This is a genomic window from Mammaliicoccus sp. JADD-157, from assembly GCF_049310805.1.
Classification (GTDB): domain Bacteria; phylum Bacillota; class Bacilli; order Staphylococcales; family Staphylococcaceae; genus Mammaliicoccus; species Mammaliicoccus lentus.
Genome location: NZ_JBMOVZ010000003.1, coordinates 312,633 through 337,824, shown reverse-complemented (window position 1 = coordinate 337,824; position 25,192 = coordinate 312,633). Strand labels below are relative to the sequence as shown.

Annotated in this window: 21 protein-coding genes; 17 read left to right on the top strand and 4 right to left on the bottom strand. The window is 32.7% G+C overall.

The features are described from left to right. The first annotated feature begins 6 nt into the window (after nucleotides 1-6). From ACO6VN_RS10760 to lhgO, 7 genes are all read left to right on the top strand, one after another. Nucleotides 7-1,029, top strand: a complete 1,023-nt coding sequence (locus tag ACO6VN_RS10760) for a lipoate--protein ligase (RefSeq protein ID WP_194200374.1) — start codon at nucleotides 7-9, stop codon at nucleotides 1,027-1,029. A 503-nt stretch (nucleotides 1,030-1,532) separates the two neighbouring features. Then, nucleotides 1,533-2,561: a TAXI family TRAP transporter solute-binding subunit gene (locus tag ACO6VN_RS10755; protein WP_064204397.1), complete on the top strand. Its 1,029-nt coding sequence runs from the start codon at nucleotides 1,533-1,535 to the stop codon at nucleotides 2,559-2,561. Next, entirely contained in the window at nucleotides 2,551-4,476 is a 1,926-nt protein-coding gene (locus ACO6VN_RS10750; protein ID WP_064211377.1) for a TRAP transporter permease, read from the top strand. Before ACO6VN_RS10755 ends, ACO6VN_RS10750 begins: the two co-directional genes overlap by 11 nt. Beyond that, the gene (locus ACO6VN_RS10745) at nucleotides 4,477-5,181 is read left to right on the top strand and encodes a FadR/GntR family transcriptional regulator (RefSeq protein WP_147640697.1); all 705 of its coding nucleotides are present in this window, start codon (nucleotides 4,477-4,479) and stop codon (nucleotides 5,179-5,181) included. A 62-nt stretch (nucleotides 5,182-5,243) separates the two neighbouring features. Further along, entirely contained in the window at nucleotides 5,244-6,596 is a 1,353-nt protein-coding gene (locus ACO6VN_RS10740; RefSeq protein ID WP_228086113.1) for an FAD-binding oxidoreductase, read from the top strand. Then, nucleotides 6,589-7,863, top strand: coding sequence for a (Fe-S)-binding protein (locus ACO6VN_RS10735; RefSeq protein WP_147640699.1), 1,275 nt, complete (start codon nucleotides 6,589-6,591; stop codon nucleotides 7,861-7,863). Before ACO6VN_RS10740 ends, ACO6VN_RS10735 begins: the two co-directional genes overlap by 8 nt. Before the next feature lie 10 nt (nucleotides 7,864-7,873). Beyond that, nucleotides 7,874-9,076 (top strand): L-2-hydroxyglutarate oxidase, encoded by a 1,203-nt coding sequence (lhgO, locus tag ACO6VN_RS10730; RefSeq protein ID WP_194200376.1) that lies wholly within the window; start codon nucleotides 7,874-7,876, stop codon nucleotides 9,074-9,076. Nucleotides 9,077-9,134: 58 nt separating this feature from the next. Here the strand turns inward: lhgO and ACO6VN_RS10725 are convergent, their stop codons facing one another. Continuing rightward, nucleotides 9,135-10,754 carry a BCCT family transporter gene (locus ACO6VN_RS10725; protein ID WP_422404703.1) on the bottom strand — a complete coding sequence of 540 codons (1,620 nt, stop codon included), beginning with the start codon at nucleotides 10,752-10,754 and terminating at the stop codon, nucleotides 9,135-9,137. Nucleotides 10,755-11,127: 373 nt separating this feature from the next. Between ACO6VN_RS10725 and ACO6VN_RS10720 the strand changes: the two genes are divergently transcribed. Beyond that, the gene (locus ACO6VN_RS10720; RefSeq protein ID WP_422404650.1) at nucleotides 11,128-12,465 is read left to right on the top strand and encodes a hypothetical protein; all 1,338 of its coding nucleotides are present in this window, start codon (nucleotides 11,128-11,130) and stop codon (nucleotides 12,463-12,465) included. Between the two features lie 80 nt (nucleotides 12,466-12,545). Here ACO6VN_RS10720 and ACO6VN_RS10715 read toward each other — a convergent pair whose 3' ends face one another. Beyond that, nucleotides 12,546-12,938 carry a type II toxin-antitoxin system death-on-curing family toxin gene (locus tag ACO6VN_RS10715; RefSeq protein ID WP_422404649.1) on the bottom strand — a complete coding sequence of 131 codons (393 nt, stop codon included), beginning with the start codon at nucleotides 12,936-12,938 and terminating at the stop codon, nucleotides 12,546-12,548. Next, nucleotides 12,935-13,177, bottom strand: coding sequence for an AbrB/MazE/SpoVT family DNA-binding domain-containing protein (locus tag ACO6VN_RS10710; protein WP_026023607.1), 243 nt, complete (start codon nucleotides 13,175-13,177; stop codon nucleotides 12,935-12,937). Before ACO6VN_RS10710 ends, ACO6VN_RS10715 begins: the two co-directional genes overlap by 4 nt. Nucleotides 13,178-13,510: 333 nt before the next feature. Here ACO6VN_RS10710 and fadH point away from each other — a divergent pair, with 333 nt between their 5' ends. The 6 genes from fadH (at nucleotide 13,511) to ACO6VN_RS10680 (ending at nucleotide 20,739) form a co-directional block, all read left to right on the top strand. Then, nucleotides 13,511-14,275, top strand: coding sequence for a 2,4-dienoyl-CoA reductase (gene fadH, locus ACO6VN_RS10705; RefSeq protein WP_218708514.1), 765 nt, complete (start codon nucleotides 13,511-13,513; stop codon nucleotides 14,273-14,275). Between the two features lie 99 nt (nucleotides 14,276-14,374). Next, complete coding sequence (locus ACO6VN_RS10700) at nucleotides 14,375-14,887, top strand: YfiT family bacillithiol transferase (RefSeq protein ID WP_016999749.1); 513 nt, start codon at nucleotides 14,375-14,377, stop codon at nucleotides 14,885-14,887. Nucleotides 14,888-15,134: 247 nt separating this feature from the next. Continuing rightward, complete coding sequence (locus ACO6VN_RS10695) at nucleotides 15,135-15,674, top strand: helix-turn-helix domain-containing protein (protein WP_016999748.1); 540 nt, start codon at nucleotides 15,135-15,137, stop codon at nucleotides 15,672-15,674. Nucleotides 15,675-15,693: 19 nt separating this feature from the next. Then, on the top strand, nucleotides 15,694-17,742 hold the full coding sequence (locus tag ACO6VN_RS10690) for a hydantoinase/oxoprolinase family protein (RefSeq protein WP_422404648.1): 2,049 nt from the start codon (nucleotides 15,694-15,696) through the stop codon (nucleotides 17,740-17,742). Beyond that, entirely contained in the window at nucleotides 17,732-19,405 is a 1,674-nt protein-coding gene (locus ACO6VN_RS10685; protein WP_422404647.1) for a hydantoinase B/oxoprolinase family protein, read from the top strand. The genes ACO6VN_RS10690 and ACO6VN_RS10685 overlap by 11 nt, the downstream gene beginning before the upstream one ends. 20 nt (nucleotides 19,406-19,425) lie before the next feature. Further along, nucleotides 19,426-20,739 carry a cytosine permease gene (locus tag ACO6VN_RS10680; RefSeq protein WP_064211372.1) on the top strand — a complete coding sequence of 438 codons (1,314 nt, stop codon included), beginning with the start codon at nucleotides 19,426-19,428 and terminating at the stop codon, nucleotides 20,737-20,739. A gap of 116 nt (nucleotides 20,740-20,855) precedes the next feature. Here the strand turns inward: ACO6VN_RS10680 and adhP are convergent, their stop codons facing one another. Continuing rightward, complete coding sequence (adhP, locus tag ACO6VN_RS10675; protein WP_323710861.1) at nucleotides 20,856-21,866, bottom strand: alcohol dehydrogenase AdhP; 1,011 nt, start codon at nucleotides 21,864-21,866, stop codon at nucleotides 20,856-20,858. 353 nt (nucleotides 21,867-22,219) lie between these two features. Here adhP and cntK point away from each other — a divergent pair, with 353 nt between their 5' ends. Genes cntK through cntM form a run of 3 tightly spaced genes read left to right on the top strand, consistent with a single transcriptional unit; the run spans nucleotide 22,220 to nucleotide 25,142 of the window. Then, a complete protein-coding gene (gene cntK, locus ACO6VN_RS10670) occupies nucleotides 22,220-23,023 on the top strand; it encodes a histidine racemase CntK (protein WP_135032043.1) in 804 nt (267 codons plus the stop codon). 9 nt (nucleotides 23,024-23,032) lie between these two features. Next, nucleotides 23,033-23,857: a staphylopine biosynthesis enzyme CntL gene (gene cntL, locus ACO6VN_RS10665; protein WP_135032040.1), complete on the top strand. Its 825-nt coding sequence runs from the start codon at nucleotides 23,033-23,035 to the stop codon at nucleotides 23,855-23,857. Next, nucleotides 23,850-25,142 (top strand): staphylopine biosynthesis dehydrogenase, encoded by a 1,293-nt coding sequence (cntM, locus tag ACO6VN_RS10660; protein WP_194200383.1) that lies wholly within the window; start codon nucleotides 23,850-23,852, stop codon nucleotides 25,140-25,142. The genes cntL and cntM overlap by 8 nt, the downstream gene beginning before the upstream one ends. The last annotated feature ends 50 nt before the right edge of the window (nucleotides 25,143-25,192 follow it).

Here is a 25,192-nt window from a genome sequence, read left to right as displayed (position 1 = left end):
GATGATATGTATTTAATTGAACCTATTCGTAATGGAGAATATATTGCAGACGGGGCAATAGCCTTAGCAATGCAAGTTTATGTAAGTCAGAATATTTTCTTGGATGATGATATTTTGTTTCCATATTACTGTGACCCGAAAGTCGAGATTGGTCGTTTCCAAAATACAGCTATAGAAATTAATCAAGATTATGTAGACGAACATGATATACAAGTTGTCCGCCGAGATACAGGGGGAGGCGCAGTATATGTTGATCGGGGTGCTGTAAATATGTGCTGCATTCTTGAAAAAGATACTTCTATTTATGGAGATTTTCAAAGGTTTTACGAGCCAGCAATCGATGCCCTACATAATTTAGGAGCTACAGAAGTGATTCAAAGCGGTCGTAATGATTTAGCAATTCATGATAAAAAAGTATCAGGAGCAGCTATGACGCTTATTAACAATCGTATATATGGCGGCTATTCTTTATTATTAGATGTCGATTATGAGCCAATGGTAAATATACTTAAACCAAATCGTAAAAAAATTGAATCTAAAGGTATAAAATCCGTACGTGCTCGAGTTGGCAATATTCGTGATTACTTAGATGAAAAATATAAAAATGTTACGATAGACGAATTTAAAAATTTAATGGTCGAACAAATTATGGGTATTGATGATATTAAAGAAGCGAAACGATATGAATTAAGCGCAGAAGATTGGGATGCAATTGATGAACTTGCAGCGAAAAAATATAAAAACTGGGATTGGAACTACGGACGTTCACCTAAATATGAATATAATCGTAGCGACCGATTCAATTGTGGCACAGTCGACATAACATTATCCATAGAACAAAATCGAATTGCCAAATGTCGAATTTACGGAGATTTCTTTGGTCAAGGAGATATCACAGAAGTAGAAGAAGCATTAATAGGCACAAAAGTAGTCAGAGCAGAACTTATTAAAGTGTTAGATGAAATAAACTTAAAATATTACTTTGGTAATATTACGTCAGCAGAGCTTACTCAATTAATTTTAAGTTAAAATAAAAATAAATAAAAAAGAAAAAGAGGAAATTATCAACCCAACTGATGATTTCCTCTTTTTTTATAATGTTAAAAGAAAAGCTAGTTATTAAGCGAATTTGTTAATGATAGTTTTAATAATATCTACAATTCCACCTACGATTTCAGCGATACCCATTTGAAGGACCTCCTTTTCTTTTTGAATTAACTTTAGTATAAACGTAAAAATTGAAAATTTGTCATATTTTCCCTAATTGAATAAAAATAATTCCTAACTGTATTTATTTTCCTATTGTTGTACAAATAGGCAGCGAGAGCGTTGAGATGGTTGTTTAATGCAAATATTTAAAAGAAAATAAAAAGAAAATTTTATAATTCAACTCATATAATAAAGGGGTTAACAACACCTATTTATACAATTAATTGAAAAAATATTCAGAAATATGTTGAAAAACGTAACTCTAAAATATAAACTTGTAATACAAGTGAAAGCGCTTTATTTATAATTAGGGGGGATATAGTATGAAGTTTCGCTTGATCAGTTTACTAGTATGTTTAGTTGTTATATTAGCAGGTTGTAATTTTGAGAAAAAGAAAACATATAACATTGCGACAGCGTCAACAGGGGGTACCTATTATCCTATAGGTGTTGGCATGGGACAGTTATGGACTAAGCATTATCGAAGTCAAAATACTAAATTTAATGGTCAATCTTCTGCAGGTTCTGTAGAAAATATTGATTTAATGAAAAAGAATGAAGCTGACTTTTCAATTTTACAAGGTTTGATTTCTACTCAAGCATCTCAAGGAACAGGAATTTATAAAGGAGAAAAGTATGATTCCTTACGTTCAATGAGCATGATTTGGCCTAATGTTGAACATTTTGTATTAAAAAATAGCGAAGTGGAAACTGGCACAATTGCTGATATTAAAGGAAGTTCTTTCTCAGTAGGTCCTAGAGCTAGTGGTACTGAACAATCAACTTTAATGATGATGAAAGGTATTGGCCAATCAAAAAAAGATATATCTCCTGAATATTTGGGATATGAAGAAACGATTTCTTCTATGAGAGATGGTAGGCTTGATGGAGGTTCGTTACCTGCAGGTGTACCTGTATCATCGATTACTGATATGTATGCTTCAGGGGTAAATGCTACTATTTTAGAAGTGACAGATAAGCAAATGAAACAAATTAACAGTCAAGTAGATACTTGGTATCGCTATACAATTAAAAAAGGAACATATCCTAAGCAAAAGAAGGATATTCAAACAATTGCACAACCTAATATTTTAGTTACGACTAAAGAAATGGACGCAGACATGGTTTATAATTTAACTAAAATGTTGCACGAAAATCGAGATTTTATGATTGATGTACATAACTCTGCGAAAGAAATGAAGTTGGAAACTGCACTAAATGGTTTAAATACTCCATTGCATGAAGGTGCATACCGTTATTATAAAGAAAAAGGTCTCAAAATTGATGACCGATTAATCCCTGAAGAAGTTAAAGAAAAAGAAAGCAAAGGGGGTCATCAAGATGAAAAATAAACCAGAAAAAGAAATCGTAGATTCTGTTAGAGAATTAAAAGGTGGCAGTAAATACATCCTAAATGGTTTGGCCATAATTTTATCTTTATTTGTGTTAGCAGCTTCAAGTTTCTTAAATCTGCAAACATTTCATCAAAATTCAATATTTTTATTATTGATAGTGTTATTAGGTTTTTTATTATACCCGTTGAATAAAAAAGGTATTGATAAGCATCATCCTTCTATTATAGATATTGGATTTATAATTTTAGCGTTACTTGGAATTGGATATATCATTCTAAATTATAATACGTTACATGTTGACCGAGCATCACATGCAAATACAACAGATTATATTTTTGCAGTTATAGCTATTATCGTATTATTCGAAATAACAAGGAGAACAATAGGTATTTTTATTCCTTTATTAAGTATATTTGCAATAATTTATGCTTTGTATGGTAATTATTTTCCTATTGATTTTGCACATTCTGGCTTTAGTTTAAATCGACTTTTATATCGATTTTATATGACAACTGAAGGTATATTTGGTAGTACTTTATCCATTGCTGCTACATATATTATGTTGTTCATCTTATTTGGAGCATTTTTGGGTGTAAGTGGCGCAAGCAAGTTATTTAATGATTTGGCTTTAGCTATTGCAGGTCAACGCCGTGGAGGACCTGCACAAGTTGCGGTCATATCTAGTGCCTTAACTGGATCATTAAACGGTAGTGCCGTTGCCAACGTGGCAACAACTGGATCGTTTACAATTCCATTAATGAAAAATATAGGCCTTACTCCTCGATTCGCTGGTGGAGTTGAAGCTGCCGCTTCAACTGGAGGTATGATTATGCCACCAATTATGGGAGCAGCTGCATTTATAATGGCTGGATTTTTAGGTGTTCCTTATACAACGATTGTATTAGCTGGTATTATCCCTGCAGTATTCTATTATATTGCTTTAATATGGGCAATTGATACAGAAGCTAAAAAGAAAGGTTTAAAAGGAGTTAGTAAAGAAAATATCCCTTTAGTACGTAAAGTATTAAAAGAAAGAGGCGCATTATTATTACCTATTATTGTAGTTATTGTAGCTCTGTTAATCGGTAAGACAGCTATATTTGCAGGATTCGCCGGAATAATTTCTTCGATTATCGCTTCTTACTGTACAACAGATAAGACAAATCGCGTAACGCCAAAAAGTTTCTTAGAGGCTCTAATAGACGGAGCCAAAGGTTCTATTCAAGTTGCTTTAGCTTGTGCTTCTGTAGGAATAGTGATTGCAACAGTTGGAATGACTGGTGTTGGATCTATGCTGGCTTACAATGTTATTGATATAGCAGGCGGTCATTTAATAGTTATATTAATTATGGTAATGGTAACTTGTATAGTCTTGAGTTTTGGTTTACCTTCAACAGCTCTTTATATTGTCGTGGCTGTTACAGTAGCTCCGTCATTAGTACAAGCAGGTGTAGAACCTCTAGCAGCACACTTCTTTGTATTTTATTTTGGTGCGATGTCAAACGTAACACCACCTGTAGCACTTGCTGCTTATACTGGAGCTGGTATTGCAAAAGCAGATCCTGTAAAAACATCTTGGACTGCATTAAGATTAGCGTTACCAGGATTTATAATTCCATTTTTACTTGTATATCATCCAGAGTTGTTACTAAATGATGCAACTACAGGAGGTTTAAATTATGGCCAATTAATAGTGACAATTTTAATTTCATTAGTGGGTATTTATGCGTTAGTTACTGGTATGGGAAATTATTTATTTACGAAGTTGAATATATTAGAAAGAATTTTATTTATTGTATTTGCAGTAATGTTAATATTCCCTGAAATTATAACAAGTATTGTAGGGATTATTGGAGTTATATTATTGATGAGTGTTCATTATATTAAATTCAGGAAAGTAGGCGTAACATAAATGAAAAATGCTAGCTCAAAACGTTTATCAGAAGTCATCTTTAATAAATTAGTAGAAAGAATTAAAAATGACAAATATAAAGTTGGTGATAAATTACCTTCAGAGTCAGTATTAGCTAAAGAATTTGAAGTGAGTAGATATCCTATAAGAGAAGCACTGAGTAAACTAGCTTCAGCCGGATATATTGAATCATTTCAAGGTAAAGGTAGCTTTGTTATTAATCATGACGTTTCTGATACGTTTAGGCAGCATGCTTATGGTAGATTCTCAGAGAAAGATTTGCTTGATATTTTAGAAATGAGAACAATTATAGAAGTTGAAGCAGCAGGTATTTGTGCACTTAGAAGAACTGAAGAAGATATGCAATTAATAGAAGATGCTTTTCATAAATATATAGAAACACATCAAGATGAATATGCTTTAGGCATAGAGCCTGATTATAATTTCCATAAATGTATTGTTCAAAGTACTAAGAATCAATATATAATCAAAACATTTGAAAATTTACAGGATATTCATGTAAATGCTTTATCATATTCATTAAAGTTAAATATAGGTATGCTTGAAAAAAGAGAGAGTGTAATTCATGAACATGAAATGATATATCAGGCCATAAAAAATCAAGACGAATACAATGCAAAAAAGGCTATGAAAGAACATTTAGTTACAATGCGCAAAAAATTGGGAGATAAAAGGTGTAGGTGATAAATGTGAAAAGCAAGGAGATTGAACAGAGATTAAGAGAAATTTTCGCGGACAGATTACTTATGGATGTTTCAGATCTTGTTTCTTATGGTTTTGATGCATCGTTCGGTCAATATATGCCGGATTATGTAGTTCAAGTGTTATCTACGGAAGATGTCCAAAATGTAGTGAAATTAGCAGATGAATATATCATTCCTATTTATGCTAGAGGTGCAAGCACAAGTTTGTCAGGGGGAGCTTTGCCAGTTAAAGGTGGTATAGTAGTTGATTTTTCTCAGTGGAATGATGAATTTGAAATATATCCTGATGATTTAATCATAAAGACTAGGCCTGGTGTGATTACAGGAAAAATACATGCTTTAGCAGAAAAGCATAATTTAATGTATCCACCAGATCCTTCTTCTTCAGTGGTATGCACAATTGGTGGTAATTTAGCTGAGAATGCTGGAGGTCCGCGTGGTATAAAATATGGTGTAACAAAAGATTATGTTATTGGATTAGAAGTTGTTATGGCAGATGGAAAAGTTATACGCACTGGTGGCCAAACGATTAAAAATGTCACAGGATATGATTTAACAAAATTGTTAATAGGTTCAGAAGGTACACTAGGTATTATTACTGAAGCTACGTTACGCTTAATACCTAAGCCTTTAGCTACAAAAACAGCGATGGTTATATTTGATGATTTATACACAGCAGGAAAGTCTATATCCAAAATATTAACATCAGGTGTCAGACCTTCGAAAATGGAAATTTTAGATCATAATGCATTAAATAAAGTTGAAGACTATGCAGGATTAGATTTGCCTAGAGATGCAGCAGCTATATTATTAATTGAAGTCGATGGTAATCCAGAGAATTTAGGTGATGAATTGGATACTATCAAAAAAGCATTAAAAGAAATAGATGTTGAAAATGTTGAAATTGCTGAATCTAAAGAAGCAGAAGATAAATTATGGCAAGTTAGAAAACTTGTCTCACCTGCAGTAGTTGAAAGTGGTTATACTAAAATTTCAGAAGATGCAACAGTACCACTAAGTAAAATTCCAGAAATGTTTAAGAAAATCGATGAGATTAAAACTAAATATGATTTAAATATCGTTGTATTTGGACATGCAGGTGATGGTAATTTACATCCGACAATTAATACAAATATGCGAGATGAAAATGAAGTACGTAAGACAGAAGATGCTGTTGAAGAAATTTTTAATTATGCGATTGAATTAGGTGGAACGCTCTCGGGGGAACATGGTATTGGCGTCATGAAAAAAGCGTTTATCAAAAAAGAAATGGGTGAAGCGGGGGTACGTTATCAACAAATGATTAAAAAAGCATTAGACCCTAAGAATATTCTTAACCCTGGAAAGATATTTCCTGAAAAGGGAGAAGAAAGGTTAGTGTTGCGAAATGAATAATACATTAGTGGACAAATTAGATTATCAAGCAACGTTTGACTGTGTTCAATGTGGATATTGCTTACCAGTATGTCCAACTTATATAGCTTTTGAAAAGGAGAAACATTCTCCGCGTGGACGTATTAATCTGGTGAAAATGGCTGCTGAAGGTAAGGTCTCAATCGGAGATATGAGTGAAGGTATCGATCTATGCTTAGGTTGTCGAGCATGTGAAACAGTATGTCCTACAAATGTCCAATACGGAGATATATTAATGTCAGCAGTTGAAGTCATAAAAGAAGATAAAAAGATGGGCTTAAGTGAAAAGTTAGCTCGAAATGTAACATTCAAACATATTTTACCTAAAAAAGGTGTCATTCGAAAAATAAATTATGCATTATATTACTATGAGAAGCTAGGTGCTAAAAACTTAATAAACAAAAATCATCTTTTAGGAAAAGAAACAAAATATGGTAAGTTAAACTTAGCTTTACCTGATGTGAAAAAGACGCGTAAAATCCATGATAATGAAAGAGTAAATAAAGCTAAGACACAAGTTGCCTTTTTCCAAGGGTGTATTATGGATGCCTTTTTCTCTAGAATCAATAACTTAGCAATTAAAATTATGAAACAACATGATATAGAAGTTCATGAAGTACCAAATCAAACTTGTTGTGGTGCTTTACAACATCATGCAGGTGAAACAAATGATACTATCGAATTGGCTAAAAAGAATATAGCAGCATATGCCGATACCGATATAGATTATATCGTTAATACGATTGGAGGCTGTGGTGCATCGCTTAAAGAATATGACAAGTTATTTAAAAAAGGCAGCTATTGGCATCAAAGAGCAGTAAAATTTGTTAAAAAAGTAAGAGATATTTCAGAAATAATGGACGATTTATCATTAGAATTTAATTATAAAATGCCATACAAAGCTGTATATCAACCATCTTGTCATTTAGAAAATGTACAAAAAGTATTTAAATCACCAAAAAGCGTCTTAGGTAAGGTACCTGACCTTGATATGATAGATATGGAAGGACAATCATTATGCTGTGGTTCTGCTGGTATATATAATATTATACATTTTGATGAATCTATGAAGATTTTGGATGATAAAATGGAATATGTTCAACAAGCAAAGCCTAATATGATTATCACTTCAAATCCCGGTTGTCATATGCAAATGCAATTAGGAGTAGAAAGAGAAGGGTTAAGCAATGAAGTAACTGTCAAACATATAGTTGAAGTCGTAGCAGAAGCATGCGGTATACGTGATTAGGAGGAATTATATGCAAAGGGATGTAGTAATTATAGGTGGCGGTATTATAGGTTTTAGTACAGCTTATCATTTAAAACTTCAAAATCCTGACTTGGATGTTCTTTTACTAGAGAAAGAAAATAATCTTGCTGAACATCAAACAGGTCACAATAGTGGCGTTATCCATTCCGGCATTTATTATAAGCCTGGTTCTCATAAAGCAGAATTTAGTAAAAAGGGTTCACAATCTATGATTCATTTCTGCAGAGAATACAATATTCCTTACAATCAATGTGGCAAAGTAATTGTTGCAACTGATGAAAGTGAGTTAGATAGACTAAGAGCGCTTTATGAAAGAGGATTACAAAATGGACTTCAAGTGACGTTATTAAATGCTGAAGAAGTAAACCAAATAGAACCTTTTGTTCAAACAGTTGGTGGTATAAAAGTTCAAGAAACCGCGATAGTAAACTATAAAAAGGTGACTGAACAATTCAAATTATTATTTGAAGAATTAGGCGGCGAAATCAATTTTAATACTCCAGTTACATCGATAAAAACATCTGAGGATAAAATTGTACTTAATAGTTATGAGCAACAATTCAAATCAAAAAGCATTATAAATTGTGCTGGATTATATAGTGATAAAATTGCTAGGATGAGTGGTGTAAATACAGATATTCAAATTATTCCGTTTAGAGGAGAGTATTATCAACTTAATAAATCTAAAGAGAAGTATGTTCAAACATTAATATATCCTGTTCCAAATCCTGAGTTACCATTTTTAGGCGTGCATTTTACAAATATGATAGATGGAGGGGTAGATGTCGGACCTAATGCTGTATTAGGTCTTAGAAAAGAAGCTTATAAAAAAATTGGATTAGATAAATCAGAAACATTAGAGATTTTAAAATTTCCTGGGTTATATAAGATGGGTATAAAAAATATTAAAGAAGCACTTGGAGAATATTATCGATCATTTAATAAACGTGCTTTCGTTAATAATGCACAAAAACTTATTCCATCGTTAAGAAAGGAAGATATTGAACCGATTGAAGCGGGCGTAAGAGCCCAAGCTATGTTAAGCGATGGAACATTGCTAGATGATTTTGTGTTTGAGAAAGGTAAGCATTCATTACATGTATTAAATGCACCATCACCAGCAGCAACATGCTCGATTGAAATAGGAAAAGCTATTTCAAAAGAATTTGAACAATTATCGATTTTGAAATAGTTGTTATATAAAAAAGCTCTTCACTAGTCTGTATACTAATGAAGAGCTTTTCTTATTATTATCTATCTTGTTTTCTTTCGTTTTTAATTAAGTTTAATAGTTCTTGATCTGAGAGGTTTGCTAGTTTTTGACTTTCTCGGGTTCTTTTTGGCGTTAATGTAAGACCGAGGAATTTACGTTCTCTGTTTGCGTCTTTATAGAAACTAATCATCATAAATATAATAATAACCGAGAACGGCAATGCGGTTATTATGGCGGTGTTCTGTAATGCGTTTAGTCCGTTATCTCCGCCAGTGAATAATAGTATAAACGCGATTAGTGATTGTGCGACACCCCAAACAATTTTTATAAATGAGCTTGGGTTTAATGAACCTCGTGTCGTTAACATTCCTAATACGAATGTTGCAGAGTCTGCTGATGTAATAAAGAATGTTGCGATTAATGCTAGTGTAATAATAGATAGTATTAATCCTAATGGCATTTCATTAAATACACCAAACAATGCTGTTTCTGGTGGCATATCGAAAATTGCTGGATGTTTCTTAGCAGTTTCAATACCTAGTACACCAAATACACTGAACCATATGAAACTGATAAGAACAGGTACAAGCATAACGCCACCGATGAATTCACGTACTGTACGTCCTCTTGATACACGTGCTATAAACACCCCAACGAATGGACTCCAACTTATCCACCAAGCTAATTGGAAGAATGTCCAATCAGACATCCAATCTGCTTTTTGTGAATTAAACATACCTGTGTCGAAACTGTTTTGTAGGAATGTTTGTAAGAAGTTACCTGTTGTAGTTGTAAATGCATTTAACATAAGTATTGATGGTCCGATAATAAGTACAGCGATTAATAATAAACCTGCAATACTAATGTTTACGTTACTTAAAATTTGAATACCTTTATTTAACCCTGACCAAGCACTTGTTAAGAATAAAATCGTTACAATAATGATTATAATAGATTGTACAAAAATATTATTTGGTACATCGAATAAATAATTTAAACCACCGTTAATTTGTAACGCCCCCATACCAAGTGATACGGCTACACCACCGATAGTAGCGATAACAGATAATACATCAATCACAATACCTAGTGGTCCATCTACATATCTTCCGAATACAGGACGTAATGTTTTTGAAATTAATCCCGGTTCGTCTTTTCTAAATTGGAAATATGCTAATGCTAGTGCTACTACACCATAAACACCCCATGCATGGAAGCCCCAATCGAAGAATACTGATTGTAACGCTTCTGCATAAGCTGCAGTAGTTTTAGGGTCTGCTTTTGGAGGTGCAGCGAAGTGAGCAATAGGTTCAGCTGCTCCCCAGAATACTAACCCGATCCCCATACCAGCACTGAATAGCATAGCGAACCATGAAACAGTATTAAATTCTGGTTTTTCATGAGGTTTCCCTAATTTTAATTTCCCTATCGGACTTAGCATTAAGAAAATACAAAAGAAAATCATGGCTATTACAACAATCATGTAATACCAGCCAAGTGTTTCAGTTATCCAGGCAGTGGCTTTATCACCAATGTCATTAAATTTAACTGGAAAAACTGCGCCTAGTAAAACGATTATAGCAACGATTACGGAACTGATTATAAATACTAGCGAATAACCTTTTTTAGGCTTATTTTCGTTCAATTGAGATTCCATAAGCAAAATAAACCTCCTCGTTTATTAGTATTAAAAACAACGCCTAATACTTTAACAAAAACTATTGGAATTTTCAAATTGTATTTTAATAAAATATAAATTAGTAAATATTTACAAAACAAAACAAACGTGTTACTGTTTGGGTATCTACTCAAAGTAGAATTACAAACTCATAAAACTAGGTATTAGAGTACCTATTCCCAAAGATAAGCTGAGGCATTTATAAATGTCTCAGCTTCTTTTTTTATCATCGATTCTCCTAAAACATGTCTTTAATAATTTTTAAATATTATGATTTATACATTTCACAACCATTATCTTTGTTACAATAGATGTGAATATTTTCTAATAATTAAAAAAGGGGATGCCTTTTATGAAAAAAATATTTTATTTTGGAATTGTATTAGTGTCATCAGTAACAATTGCAGGTTGTAGTATTAGTATAGGTAATGAACCTGAGAATAAAGACTCAAGTAATAATGAACAAAAAAGCGAACAAAAGAATCAAAATGCACAAGATAGTAACAGCAATAATGAAACTTCTAAATCGAATTCAGATAAAGAAGTAACTAACATTTCAGAAACACAAAGTGTTGCGATGACTTTGTTAGAACCTGAAATAGATTCTGAAGTCATAACTGCAGATGAATTATTATCTGGCAGCTATACACAAAAAACTGGATCTGGTGAAGAAATAAAACATTCTGTAGATAAAGTAGAATTATCGGAAAGTCCAGAATTAGGGAAAATGGCGAATAAACCTGATGGTATGAAGTTCTATGGAATGTCACCTTCTAAAGGTAGTTACGCAACAATAGTTGGTATAAATAAAGACCAAGTTGTTTACATATATACCCAATCTCCTATTTCAGATTATAACGATGTGAAAGATAGTGAGACATTCGCAAGTTTTAATATTGCGGATTTATATAATAATCATAAAGATAACAGTAAAATTTCAGAGCTAGAAAATAAAATTAAATATGGAGAAAGCTTGGAGACAAAGAATGACAGTAGTACATCTCAAGAAGATACGAATAGCGATGAATATTATGCCCAAGTATGGCTGACAGCTTTACCAAGCTATAGAGATTCAGACAATTCTAGCGGCATGAAACCAGAACTAAGCCATGATTCAATAGAAGGCGAATATTTAAATCCATACAACAAAGAGCATACTATCAAATATCCTAAAGGGGTACAACGATTGGCAGGTACGCCTACAGCTGCTGGGCAAGTAGTTTATAAAAATAATAATGATGGTACTATTTCAATTTATGATGTGCCATCACACTTCCATGATAAAAAATGGTTGGAAGATGATGATTGGTCACAAAAAGAATCTGAAAGCATTATAAACAACCCGAAAGTTGTGAAATTATATGATGCATCAGATGAAGAAATAGAAAGAGTAGTAGAAATGTTTGATGGTACAACTAAAGAAGAAAATAAATCCAATGATATGGATGAAGACGATGAAAATGAAGAAGTTACGCGAGACAATGTGATAGATAAAGTAGAATCTTATGAAGGAGAAGAGTTAGATACCGACAAATATACATTTAAAGAACCAGAAAAAAATGATGACGGAGAATGGGGCTTTTCATTCTTAGATAAAGACGGTAACTTAGCAGGTTCTTATATTATTGACGAAGACGGTGTCGTTACAGAATACGATGAAGATGGCGAAGAATTAGGTTCAGGAGAATAAATTAAAAACACCTTCGTATAATTCATATTAAAATGAATTGTGCAAAGGTGTTTTTCTATGAGAATATTTCTTCAGTAAACTTACTTTATTTTTATGTGCTTTAAGATCCATTGTTCAATATCATCTTCTTGTAGATCATGTGTTGCTATCATAACAGTAAAATCTATAGCTTCTTTTGTATTAACTTCTAACTCATAACCATTTAAGTTTAAAAAGATATTTAAACACATAAATGCGGTTCTTTTATTTCCATTATAAAACACGTCTTTTTTCACAAGATTTCTAAATAAGTTGCTCGCTTTCAACGCAAGTGTTGGATATTGTTCTATACCAAATACATATTGTTTCGGTGCATTTACTAACATATTTAGAGCAGTTGCATCGACTACGCCTATAGTTTCTTTAAGACTATACTTTTGAATAACATAGATATTAAATGTAATAATTTCTTTCTCGGTTAAATATCTAATCATCTATCAACTAACCCTTTGAAGACATCATCATACTTATTGCTAATTTCATCTGCTAATTTCAATATATCATCGTGTTCATTGATTGATTTACTTGGTTTTAACCAAATTTTATTATCTTCTTCAATAAATTCAACTGCGTCTCCTTCATGAATGTTAATAGCTTCCATAACATTTTTAGGAATGGTAATTACGCTACTATTTCCTACTTTTCTTATTTTTTTTACATTCAATATCTCCATAATATTCACTCCCAACATAAAAGTATATACATGTATATACTTTTATGTTGCCAGTTTTCTTGAACTTTTCAATTATGTCGTATTAATTATTTTTTTAACTTATCTTTTTCTAATGTTTATTTGTGTTTCACTTCGGATATCGACTAAACTAATGGCTCCATTTTATTCTTTTAATTATAGAAGAAGACATTCTTGAGGTTATAAAAGAGTGTCTTCTGTTTTTTAATATACTGCTATAATGAATTACAATTGTTCTTTCTGAAAACATGTTGTACACTTATATGTAAGCGCTTACTATAAGAATTATATTTTGTATTACTAAGGAGAGTATATATGAAAGATAAAGTGATTATTGTAACAGGTGGCAGTAGTGGAATGGGAAAAGGGATGGCGAAAAGATTCGCTGAAGAAGGTGCAAAAGTCGTTATTACAGGTCGTAAATTAGAAAATCTCGAGAAGACAAAGCAAGAGATTGAGCAGTATGATGGCCAAATCCTTTGTATAGATATGGATGTTAGAGACCCAGAAAGAGTTCAATATACAGTTGATGAAACAGTTAAGACTTTTGGGAAGATAGATGGACTAGTTAATAACGCGGCTGGAAACTTTTTATGTGCAGCTGAAGATTTGTCGATTAATGGGTGGAATTCCGTTATAGATATTGTGCTAAATGGTACATGGTATTGTTCTCAAGCTGTAGGTAAAGAATGGATTAAAACTGGGCATAAAGGCCGCATCATCAATATGGTTGCAACATATTCATGGGGTGCAGGTGCTGGTGTTATCCATTCGGCCAGCGCAAAAGCAGGTGTGCTCGCTATGACAAGAACACTTGCAGTGGAATGGGGAACTAAATATGGTATCACAGTAAATGCAATTGCACCGGGTCCTATTGAAAATACAGGTGGCTCTAAAAAGTTATCACTTTCAGAAGAAGCACGCCAACAATCACTGAATAGTGTACCTTTAAAAAGATTTGGGCAAACTGAAGAAATTGCTGGATTAGCACGTTATATTTTTTCAGATGAAGCGGGTTATATAAATGGAGCTTGTATGACGATGGATGGCGGACAGTGGCTAAATAAAAATCCGTTTTAATATGGTTCTATTTATGACACTACGTTTAAATTCTTTAAAATAGAGAATATTAGTAGTGTAATCAAAATGTTTCATATAAAAAGAGAAAAGGTGATAAAGATGGATGCAAGGTTTCCAATAGGTGAACTACAGTTTCCAGAACATGTAACATTTGATCATATCCAACAATGGCTGGATGAAATCGGGAATTATTCAAATCGCTTAAGAGAAACGGTAGACGAATTAGACCCTTCAGAATTGAACAAGAAATACAGGGAAGGCAGTTGGACAGTAAGACAACTTGTGCATCATATAGCAGATTCACAGTTGAATATGTATCAACGTTTAAAACTAGCTTTAACGGATGATAGAAAGCCGACTGTGCCAGCATTTGATCAACAAAAATGGATAGAAACACCAGACAATGAATTACCAGTCGAATGTTCAATTAGAATGCTTGAAGGAATGAATGAACGTATTGTAGCAATTGGTAGAAACTTAAGTGAAGAACAATTGAAACGTAAATTTACGCATGAAGATGACGGAGAAACTTCAGTAGCATTTAAAGTAGCGAAATTATCATGGCATGAAGAACACCATTTAGCGCATATTAAATTAGCGTTATCACAATAAATGAAGAATATAGTAGGCTGGGACAGTTATGTCCCGGCTTGTTCAATAGAGGCTTCAGAATTATTTCAGTGGAAATCATCAGAAGAAGTTATTGAAAATAATATAAATAAAACTAGTCACAGACGGTCTATTTAACCTATGAGGCTAGTTTTTTTATTTAGAATTTTCCGAAAATTCTTTTTATTAAGTATTATTTGTGTTATATTGTTCTAAATTACACTAATACTGTAAAAGGAAGGTTATTTTTATGGAAGAAATCGGGAGTATGATTAAGTATTTTAGAATGAAAGAGGAATTAACGCTTAAACAAATGAGTAGTCAAACCGGCTTATCTACAAGTTTTTTATCACAAGTAGAGCGAGGGGAGTCTTCTATAGCGATTACTTCTTTGAATAAAATAGCGGATGCTTTGAATGTTGATATTACTTCATTTTTTAAACCTAAAATTGAAACGAATTTTCATGTTATTCCAGATGAAATTGATTCATTTAAGATAAATAGATCTCATCAAAATTTCAAACGTGTTTCTAGTGATTTTGAAAATAGAAAATTAGAGAATTTTATTATTACTATTTATCCAGATGATTGTAGTGAAGTTTCTAGACATGATGGTGAAGAGATGTATTACATTATTGAGGGTGAATTAACGTTTTACCTTGATGATGTTAAGCATATTGTACATGAGGGTGAGATTATTCATTATCCTTCCAGTTTGAATCATTATTATATTAATGAATCTCAAAATCCTGCAGTTATATTAAGTGTAGTTACACCTAAAATATTTTAAATTTGAAAGGAGAATGGAAATGAGAGTTGCAACAGATATTGGTGGTACTTTTACAGATTTGGTTGCATTAGATAACGATGGAAATATTATCGTAGGTAAAGCAGATACAACTCCTAAAAATTTTGAGGCTGGGATATTCAATGTGCTTGAACAAGCTAAAATTAATTTAAAAGACATTGACATGTTTATTCATGGAACAACTATTGTTATTAATGCTTTAACTGAAAAGAAAGGTGTTAAAACTGGTCTTATAACGACTAAAGGTTTTAGAGATGTGTTAGAAATTGCACGTGGTAATAGACCAGATTTATTTAATGTTAGATATAAAAAACCAACTCCAATTGTTGAAAGGCATCTTCGCCGTGAAGTTACGGAACGTCTGAATTATAAAGGTGAAGTTATACAAGAGTTGAATGTTGAGGAAATTGATGAAATTATTCATTATTTTAAGGAAGAAAATGTTGAAGCTATAGCTATTTCATTATTACATAGTTATCTAAATAATGAACATGAAAAGAAAATAGCTCAGTATATTAATAAAAAATACCCTGAATTTTTAACTACTTATTCTACTGAATTGAATAATGAATGGAGAGAATACGAACGTACCTCTACAGCGGTGTTGAATGCTTATGTTAAACCAATTGCTAATGAGTATTTATCTAATTTAGAGAAAAATATTATAGAGAATAGTTCAAGTAGCAAAAATTATGTAATGCAATCAAACGGTGGAACAAGCACTTTTGATCACGCTAAAATAGCGCCCATAAATATGGTGGAGTCTGGTCCAGTTTCAGGTATATTTGGTGCCGCTGTGTTAGGAGAAATGATTGGAGAGAATAATTTAATTGTTTTAGATATAGGTGGTACAACAGCGAAATGTTCATTGATTGAAAACAGTAACGTTAAAGTTACAACTGATTATCATTTGGAAAGAACGAATAATTATGCTGGTTACCCTATGAAAGTACCTGTAGTAGATATTGTTGAAATTGGAAATGGTGGAGGATCTATAGCTTGGTTTGATGAAGGTGGATCTATTAAAGTTGGCCCGAAATCTGCTGGAGCTGAACCTGGACCGATAGCATATGGAAAAGGTGGAATAGAACCAACTACTACTGATGCAAACTTGTTATTAGGAAGGTTAAATATTTCTAATTTTGATACAGATACTAAAATTGAAGAGGTCAAAAAACAATTTCACGAATCAATTACTAATCATTTGGATGTAGAACTAGATGAAGCAGCTATGGGAATTGTTAAAATAGCGAATTCAAACATGCTAAATGCATTAAAGTTAATATCTGTTAGAAAGGGTTATGATCCACGTGATTTCACGATGGTTGCTATAGGTGGAGGAGGACCTATGCATTCTCAAGACTTAGCTCGTGAATTAGGCGTGAAGAAAGTAATAGTTCCCTCTACTTCAAGTGTGTTTGCTTCATGGGGGATGTTAATGTCTGATTTAAGACATGATTATGCTCAAACACATCTTACTAATACTAAAGATTTAAATTACAAAGAAATTAACAATAAATTTGTGGAATTAGTTGATGAAGCAGTTAGTACTTTGAAAAATGAAGATGTAAATAATCAACAAATAGTAGTTACAAAGTTAATGGACTTGAGATATGAAGGACAAGACCATCCTGTAGAAGTAACAGTGCCATTTGATAAAGTGGATGAAAATAATCTTAATGATATAATCCAAGCATTTCATAAAAAGCACGAACAATTATATACTTATGCACTTGAGGAAAACGGAACTGAAATAGTGAATTTAAAAGTTAGTGTAATAGGTAAAATTGAAAAACCAACAATTAAAGAGATTACTGTACCCAAAGGAGATTCAGTGAAAGAGGAGCGTGAAGTCTACTTTGAGAATGAGGGATGGAAAAAGGTAAAAGTTTATGATAGAGATTATTTAGCAATCGGAGAAAAAATTGAAGGTCCAGCAATTATTGAAGAAAAGTCTACAACAATACCGATTAACTCTAAAGATGCAGTCACTAAAGATTCATATGGAAACTTGATTATTCATATTGGGGGAGATAATTATGAGTTATAAAACTGATCCATTCACATATGAAGTGATAAAAGATTCTTTAATTTCTACTGGTGAAGAAATGTTCATAGCTTTAGCAAGAACTTCAATGAGTCCAATTATATACGAGGTGTTAGATTACGCATGTGGTTTAACTAATAAAAAAGGAGAGCTTGTAACACTTGGTAATGGCGTTACAGGTTTTATAGGTATGTTATCTTTCATGGTAAAAGAAACCTTGAAAACGTATGGAGATGACATTAATGAAGGAGATGTATTTTTAATTAATGATCCATACGAAGGCGGAGGTTCACATTTGTGTGATGTAGGACTTGTTTTACCAATTTTCGAAGATGGTGAACTGGTTGCATTTGTTGCTAATAAAGCACATTGGACAGAAGTAGGTGGAAAAGATACAGGTTCAATGTCTACTAATTCTACTGATGTATATCAAGAGGGACTTCAATTTCCATGCGTGAAATTATATGACAAAGGTGCAGAAAACAAGGCGTTAGTTAAAGTGATTGAATCAAATGTTCGTTTTCCTGAGTTATCAATTGGTGACATGAGAGCGCAAATTGCTTCGCTTAAAACAGGTGAAAAACGTATTCAAGGTTTATGTAAAAAATATACAACGCAATCTATTCTTGAAAGTATGGAGCGATTTTTGGATCAAGGTGAAAAATCTACATTAAATGAAATATCAAAATTACCTCAAGGAATTTATGAAATTGATGAATTAATTGATGATGATGGTATTTCAGATGAACAAATACCAATTAAATTAAAATTAACTATCACAAAAGATGAATTTATTTGTGATTTTAGAGGGTCCTCTAAACAAGTACAAGGTCCAATTAATAGTTCTTATACAGGACTAGTATCGGCAGTTAGGACAATCTTTTTAGCAATTACAAATCCATCCCAAGAAGTAAATGATGGAGCCTTTAGACCACTAAAAATTATTACAGATAAAGGTTCAATCATTTCAGCTCAACGTCCTGCACCAGTTTCTATGTATTGGGAGTCTATGTTATATGGCTCAGAAACAATTTGGAAAGCATTAGCACCAGTTATTCCTGACAGATTAACGGCGGGTCATTTACTGTCTGTATGTGTTGTAATAATGGGAGGAAAACATCCAGATAAAGATGGAAACTTCCTCATTGTTGAACCATCCGTAGGGGGATGGGGTGCTTCTAATAGTTTTGATGGAGATACTGGTCAATTTTGTGTGTCAGATGGAGAAACGTTCAATGTACCTGTTGAAATTGCAGAAAATACTTATGGCGTCCAAGTGGAAGAATATAGTATGAGAACAGATGGTAGAGGTGCAGGTGAGTATCGAGGAGGTCCTGGTGTTATTCGAACTTATAAAGCATTAACTGATGGACAATTCTTTACAGGTAGTTTTGGGCATCATAAACAAAACACTTGGGGAGCTGATGGTGGACATGAAGGATCAAATAATGAATTTTTAATAGAGAAATCAAATGGTAAAATAGATGGGCCATTTGGTAAGTATAATCAGTATCCATTAAATAAAGGAGATAAAGTAATATTAAGAACAGCAACCGGTGGAGGGTTTGGCGATCCACATAAAAGAGCTAAAAAGTTGATAGAAAAAGATATCAAAAATGAATATATAACTCTGCAGCAAGCAAAAGAAATTTACAATTATAAATAAGTCATTAATGGAGGGAATCTATGAGTGAAAATAATAGTTTTTCTAAAGCGGATAATCCTTTAGAAAGTGTTCCAAAGTCTCAACGACAACATTGGTCCACTCCTGCAGTCATTTTTGGAGGTTTAGAGTTTACAATACCTGTTCTTATGGTAGGAGCTTCATTAGCGGGATCGTTTAAATTGATTCATGTTGTATGGATTACACTGTTAGCAATGGTTGTATTTCAGTGGATAGGAAATACCATTAGCGGATATATAGGCGCTAAAACAGGAAGACCATCGTCAGTCATAGCAAAGAATAGTTTTGGTGATGTACAAGCAAGGTTAATAGCAGGTGGAACTATATTTATAGTCTCTTTAGGGTGGTGGGCTTTACAAACAGCAGTAGCTGGTAACGCTATATCAGCAATGTTTGGTGTCAATTACCAAAAAGATTGGTTTCTTTGGGCAATTATTACGATTATAGCAGGCCTACTATTTGCCATCCCTTCAATTATTGGCTATCAATCAATGAAGTGGACGGATTACATTGCTGTACCTGCAGGTTTATTATTAGTTATAGGAGGCATATACTTTGCACTAAGCAATACAGGTTTACATAATTTATTAAGCTGGCAACCAAAGCCTCAAATGACAGTGATGGCTGCAATTAGTTTAATAATTGGTGTAAACGTATCGCAATGGGTCATAGCAGCAGACTATACAAGGTACGCAAAGCCTACTTGGAAAGATAATATTTTAATACCATTAGGTATAGTAGCTGTCGGTGTCCCCTTGTTTATAGTTGGGGCAGTAATGTCAGTAGGTGTTGGTGATCCTGATATAGTACAAGTAATGATGGGGTTAGGTTTTCCTGTTTGGGGATTTTTAATCTTATGGTTCGCTACATGGACAAGTCAACTTGTGAATAATTACAGTATGGGATTGGCGTTTGCAAATTTACTTAATGTTAACTCACATAAAGGTAGACAGTTATTAACTTTATTAGGTACATTAATAGCTATAGCAATTGCAATAGCAGGAATTTTGCAATATTTCACGGACTTTTTAAATTTCACAGCTATTGTTTATCCTGCTATCGCTGGAGTTATGTTTATTGATTTTTTTGCTATTCGTAATCGAGAATGGGAAAGTATTAATGGCTGGAATATCATAGCTACAATAGCCATGATAATAGGTATGCTTGTTGGTTATTACACTCAATATATCCATCAAATGGGTTTACCGGCAATTCAATCTTTAGTCGTTACAATGATTGCATATTACATTTTAATGCGTATAAAAGCTTCAGTTAAACCGGATGCTTTTACACCTGAAAAGTGGAAGAAGTCTTAAAAATTAATGTACATAATTTTTAAACACAAAAAGGATCTTTTCATTAGAATAAAATCTAGCGAAAAGGTCCTTTTTTATAATAATATATTTATATTAGTCAGGCTTTTTAACTTTACTTACGAACGGAAATCTATCACCATACGTCCGTTAATTTTACCTTCTTCCATTTCTGTAAATATGTCTTGAATGTCTTCCATCGGGCGTGTTTGTGTTTTTGGAACGACAAGTCCTTCTGCTCCGAATTGGAATGCTTCTTTTAAGTCTTGGCGTGTTCCTACTAGTGAACCAACTACGCGTATGCCATCTAATACTAGGCGTGGGATGGATAAATCCATAGATTCTGTAGGTAGACCTACTGCTACAACAGTACCTCCTGCTCGTACAGCATTAACAGCGTCGTTGAATGCTGATTTTGCAACTGCTGTAACGACTGCAGCATGTGCGCCATCTAGATGCTCTTGTATATATTCACTGATTTTTTCGTTTTTAGGGTTCAGTGTGATATCAGCGCCATATTGTTTTGCAAATTCTAATTGACTGTCATTGATATCTACGGCTATAACTTTGGCATTAAATACTTTCTTCGCATATTGTAATGCAAGATTTCCTAAACCGCCTAAACCAGAAATGACAATCCACTGTCCTGATTGTATACCTGATTCTTTAATAGCTTTGTATGTTGTAACGCCAGCGCATGTGATACTACTAGCAGCTTCTGATGATAAACCATCTGGTACTTTCACAGCATAATCTGCTTTAACGATACATTCTTCAGCCATTCCACCATCTACAGAATACCCTGCGTTCTTTACTGAACGACATAATGTTTCACGCCCTGAAGTACAATATTCGCAATGACCACATCCTTCATAGAACCATGCGACACTAGCACGATCTCCTACTTTTAAACTCGTCACGCCATCTGCAACTTCTTTAACTACACCAATCCCTTCGTGTCCTAATACTCTTCCTGTCACATCTCCGAAATCTGCATGTGTTACATGCAAATCAGTATGGCAAACGCCGCAACATTCCATATCTAATAATGCTTCACCATACTTTAATGGACGTAATGTTTTCTCAGTTACCTGTGGTTTGTGTTCTTTACTAACTACGATTGCTTTCATATTGATTTACCTCCTAAATGTAACATTCTCTATCTACTATTATTATAATACTTTTATCGATTTGTACCGGGTGAGTTATGAATTATTTGTGAATATTTTCACATTAAATATTGAATATGAAAATGGCGGTTGTAGGGAAGTTGCAGTACTCTTTTGTAATTTAATAAACAACAATATTCCCTTACTTTCTTCGAACAATATTCCTCTCATTTATTCTTTAAAACTTAATTCTTTCTATATTAATAAAATATTAGTCACCTTTTAAATTGACATTTTTTTCAAGTTGATGTAATAATTATTTTAATTGGTAATGATTACCATTATCAATTAAAAAAGTTTTAAAAGGAGGAAAAATGCAGAAAAAAGTCATTGATTTTTCGAAGTATAACCCTTCTGGAAATATGACGGTGCTTGTACATTCGAAACATCATCCATCGGAATATGCTGACATTGCGAATTGTATGATGAAGTTCTCTCATGTTTGTTGTGAACAGGTTGGTTTTGTTTCTTCAACGAGGGATGGTTTATATAAATTGGAAATGAGTGGTCATGAGTTTTGTGGAAATGCCACGATATCTTATTTGCATTATTTATATGAGCATAATTTATTGCCTCATTCTAAAGTTGAACTTTCAGTTTCAGGTCGAGCAGATCTCGTTCAATGCAAAATTTGTGATGACGGTAAATATGAAGTGAATATGCCTAAGCCGTTGAGTATTCAGCATTTAGATTTACATATAAGCAATGTATCTTATGAGGCTATTGAAGTGATTTATGAATCATATGTTCATATTATTGTTCCGGTTAGTGAAATTACTGATCAATTAAAAAGGGGCGTTGAAACTTATGTTCGAACTTATAAATGGTCTCATCATTTAAAGACAATTGGCATAATGCTTTTTAACACAACAACTCAATATCTCGTGCCTCTTATTTATATACCAAAAGTGAAAAGTATTGTCTGGGAAAACAGTTGTGGTTCTGGTTCTGCTTCAATTGGTATTTATGAAACTTGGTACAAACAAAAAACAATTCATAAATTAGAAATAAAGCAACCTGGTGGCAGCATTTGGGTTTCTTCAAATATAGATGATTTTGAAACTTCTATTATAGGTGAAGTATCTACCGTTGCTATCGGACAAGCTTATTTAGGATAGGAGAATAGGATGAAAGAAATACAAAAAGAGAAAAATATTGAACTTGCATTACTTAACTATTTAGAGAAATTTGAGTATTTATATAAGAAAGTCATAAACGATTATAGTTATATAGGAAAATTAGAGATTTTAATTGATGAGTATAGTGAATTTATTTTAGATGAACGATATAAAGATGCTTATTTAAGATGGAATGATGTTGCTGAGAAGTCACATATATCAATGACTTTGGCTGATATGACATCAAAATGTGTGAAACAAGTTGAAAATATTCGTGCTAGAAGATTGTTAGACGGTAAGGTGTCTACTTCTGGTTATTTTGATAATATCGAACATTGTATAAATGAGGAATTTGGGCAGTTTGAAATACATAGTAACGATAAAGTATTGCTAATTGGTTCAGGTGCATATCCAATGACGCTTGTACAAATCGCTGAAGAAACTAATGCTCAAGTTATTGGTATAGATATCGATCAAGACGCTTTAATTTTTGGGAAAGCTGTTGTAAAAAGATTAGCGCCTGATAAAGATATTCGCATAACGAATCAATCGGTGAGTGAATTAGAAGATATTAGTGAAGTGACACATATTATATTTAGTTCTACTGTATCTATGAAATATGAAATTTTAGATGAATTATATCAATTAACAAACAAAGATGTTGTGGTGGCAATGAGATATGGAAATGGATTTAAATCTATATTTAATTACCCAAAAATAAATGTTAATCCTGAGAAATGGGAATGTATACAAACTTGTATTCAAGATAACCAAATTTTTGATATTGCTCTTTATCGCAAAGTTAATAAAGGAGAAGTGAGGCAACATGAATAAAATACTCGTAGCAGGTACAGGACCAGTCGGTGTCCAATTAGCACATATTGCGAATGAGTATACTAAATCTTTAGTGAGTATGGTAGGTAGAGCGACAGCTTCAAGCAAGTCTAAAAAATTTTATGATGCTTATCAAGAAGAAGGTCAAATTGATATCCACATACAAAATGAAAAGCATAACTCTTTATCTGGACAGACTAAATTAAAGAATATTTATAAAGACTATGAATCTGTGGAAGATACTTATGATGTCTTGGTAATGGCCTGTACAGCTAATGCTTACCGCGATGTTCTTGTATCTTTACCAAGGAAAGCAATATCAACATTAAAATGTATCATTCTCGTATCACCAACATTTGGATCTCATATTATCGTTCGGCAATTAATGAAAGATTTGAATTTGAACATTGAGGTCATTTCTTTTTCTACATATTTAGGAGATACAAGAGTTCTAAATACTGAACAGCCTAACCATGTGTTAACAACTGGGGTTAAAGAAAATGTTTATATAGGTTCTACATTTGAAGAGTCCAAAATGATAAATGAGATTAAAGGTATATTTCAAAAAATCGACATTCAACTTACATTAGTTGAATCACCTTTTATAGCGGAATCTAGAAATAGTTCTTTATATGTTCATCCAGCTTTATTTATGAATGAGTTTGCTTTAAACACTATATTTTATGGTAATGATATTCCTGTTTATGTTTATAAGCTATTTCCTGAAGGGCCAATAACAATGACTTTGATACGAGAAATGCGTCTCATGTGGCAAGAAGTAATGAATATTTTAAAGTCCCTTAATTTACCTACGCTTAATTTATTAAAGTTTATGGTCAAAGAAAATTATCCTTTAAGACTTGAAACAATGAATGAACAAGATATAGAACGATTTGAAACTTTAACAAATATACATCAAGAGTATTTATTATATGTACGTTATACAGGGATTTTAATCGATCCATTTTCTAAACCGAATGATAAAGGCGAGTATTTTGATTTTTCAGCTGTACCGTTTCATTTTATATATAAAAATGATGAAGGTGTTACTCAAATTCCAAGAATGCCAAGTGAAGATTTTTACAGAACAAAAATCATTCAAGCAATAGGTCGTTTATCGTCTATCGAAACACCAATGATTGATCAATTTCTCGATCGTTATATTTCGTATGTAGCAGAATATAAAGCTAAAAACAAATCAGAAACATTTTCGCATGATTTTAACATAGAACATGCTCAGCAAGATATATCGCTATTAGAAGATTATTTCAAAAAAATATATTGACAATTTTAGTAAATTCACTTAAAAACATTGACAAAAAATTCCATAAACCT